Genomic DNA, 2,339 nt, shown 5'->3' with positions numbered 1-2,339 from the left:
GCGCGTGGTGGCGCTGGAGCAGTACCTCTCGCAGGCGCGCAACTATGACCCGGTGCTGGATGGCCTGCGCTCCGCTGTCCGATACGACAAGACGTACTTCGACAAGATCGTCGCATCGTTGTTGCCGCTGCTGGAAAAGCTCACCAGCGGCAAGATCGCCCAGCTTCTGGCGCCGAACTACTCCGACCTGGCCGACCCGCGTCCGATCTTCGACTGGATGCAGGTGATCAGGAAGCGCGCCGTCGTCTATGTCGGCTTGGACGCGCTGTCCGATGCGGAGGTCGCCGCAGCGGTCGGCAACTCGATGTTCAGCGATCTCGTCTCGGTGGCTGGGCACATCTACAAGCACGGAATCGACGACGGCCTGCCGGGCGCATCGGCTGGCGCTCGCGTGCCGATCAACGTCCACGCCGACGAATTCAACGAGTTGATGGGGGACGAATTCGTGCCGTTGATCAACAAGGGCGGCGGCGCAGGGATGCAGGTCACGGCCTACACGCAGACGCTTTCCGACATTGAAGCGCGTATCGGCAACCGGGCCAAGGCAGGCCAGGTCATCGGGAACTTCAACAACCTGTTCATGCTGCGTGTGCGCGAGACGGCCACGGCCGAACTGCTGACGAGGCAGTTGCCGAAGGTTGAGGTCTATACGACCACCATCGTCTCCGGCGCGACCGACAGCTCGGACATCCGTGGGGCCACGGATTTCACCAGCAACACGCAGGATCGCATCAGCATGTCCAGCGTGCCGATGATCGAGCCGTCGCACGTCGTCGGCCTGCCCAAAGGCCAGTGCTTCGCGCTGCTGCAGGGCGGGCAGCTTTGGAAGGTGCGCATGCCGCTGCCGGCGCCGGACCCGGACGAAGTGATGCCGCAGGATCTGCAGCAACTGGCGGGGTACATGCGCCAGAGCTACAGCGAGGCGACGCAGTGGTGGGAATTCACCAGTTCCCCGGCCTTGCAGGACGCGGCCTTGCCCGAGGACCTGCTGGATGATGCTGCTCTGGCCGAGCCTGGCGCGTTGGCCGCCGGCGCCGATGACGGCGCGGGCAACGAGGCCGCGCCATGAAGGACGCCGCCTCGACTGCGCAGCGGGAGCAGAACCAGCGCCAGGGCCTGATCGTCGGCACCATCACCTTGCCGTTCCGGCTGCTCGGGGTGCTGATTGGCTCGCTGCTGTTCTCGATCGTGGTGGAGTGCGTCGGCATGCACCTGTTCTGGAAGGACCAGGGCTGGCGCCACTCCCGGCAGATGCTGCAATACGAACTCGGGCACCTGTCCAACCACTTCACGCGCAGCGTGGTCGTGCAGGAGCCGGGGCGCACGGCGCACGAACTGGTCGATACCGGCTACGAGTGGGTGTTCGTGCGCTCGGGGTTGCTGGAGCGCATGAGCCGAACCGCCGAGCGCTCCCGTGCGCCCAGCCACGAGCCGACGCGCAGTTTCCGCTACTACATCAGCCAGGTCTACGTCTGGGCCGAGAGCTACCTGATCGCCGCGGCCTTCACGACGCTGACTTTCCTCGTGCGCCTGCTGGTCCTGGTGCTCACGCTGCCGCTGATCCTCACCGCGGCCTTCGTCGGCTTGATCGACGGCCTGGTACGGCGGGACGTGCGTCGGTTCGGCGCGGGCCGGGAATCGGGCTTCATCTACCACCGCGCGAAAGCGAGCCTGATGCCGCTGGCCGTGCTGCCCTGGATCACCTACCTGGCGTTGCCGATCTCGGTGCATCCGCTGGTGATCCTGTTGCCCAGCGCGGCCTTGCTCGGACTGGCCGTGAGCCTGACCGCAGGCAGCTTCAAAAAGTACCTCTAGGTCATCAATCCGGTCGCTTCCGGGTTCCTATTGTTTGCGGCCTGAAACCGCCCTGATCTCCACGATCAACCCATTGCTGATCACACAGGAATGGCGCGATGGTGGCTTCGATCTGGCTGCGCGCCGCGCATCGCGGCATGCCCACTTTTCTCGTGACGGCCCTCGTGCTGGGTCAGTCCCCGATGGCGTTGGCCGAGTCCCCTGTGCAACGCCAGGAACTGGCCGCTGCGCTGCGCCAACTCGACGCGCTGGAGCGCACCGTCGCGGACAGCGCCGCGCATGCGCCGATCCAGCCGGGCGAGCGCTACCACTTCGACTACCCGCGGCTCCAAGCTGACTTGGCACGTGTTCGCGCCGGCATCCAGTTCCACCTGACGCCATCACGCGCCCAGCCCCGCGACCCCTCCGAACTGGGCGGCGACTACCGCACGGAGCGGGCCGTCGCGCCATCGCCGCCGACGCCTGCGGAGGGCAAGCCATGAACGGCGCCCAGGTCTCGGCATTTCAAGCCAACAGCGGCATCG

3 protein-coding genes are annotated in these 2,339 nt (G+C 66.2%); all 3 read left to right on the top strand.

The annotated features are described in order from the left end of the window. Positions 1-1,069 (top strand): conjugative transfer system coupling protein TraD (gene traD / locus BRO63_RS04780; RefSeq protein WP_143219452.1); only part of this gene is annotated, 1,069 nt, incomplete at its 5' end. Next, entirely contained in the window at positions 1,066-1,815 is a 750-nt protein-coding gene (locus BRO63_RS04775; protein ID WP_088138675.1) for a TIGR03747 family integrating conjugative element membrane protein, read from the top strand. The genes traD and BRO63_RS04775, both read left to right, overlap by 4 nt. A 98-nt stretch (positions 1,816-1,913) precedes the next feature. Further along, complete coding sequence (locus tag BRO63_RS04770; RefSeq protein WP_088138674.1) at positions 1,914-2,297, top strand: integrative conjugative element protein, RAQPRD family; 384 nt, start codon at positions 1,914-1,916, stop codon at positions 2,295-2,297. Positions 2,298-2,339: the final 42 nt, after the last annotated feature.

Origin of the sequence: Achromobacter xylosoxidans (genome assembly GCF_002192695.1) — a bacterium.
In the GTDB taxonomy this organism is placed as follows: Bacteria; Pseudomonadota; Gammaproteobacteria; order Burkholderiales; family Burkholderiaceae_B; genus Achromobacter; species Achromobacter xylosoxidans_C.
The sequence above is the reverse complement of the archived record's forward strand: the minus strand, read 5'-3'. Positions and strand labels throughout refer to the sequence as shown.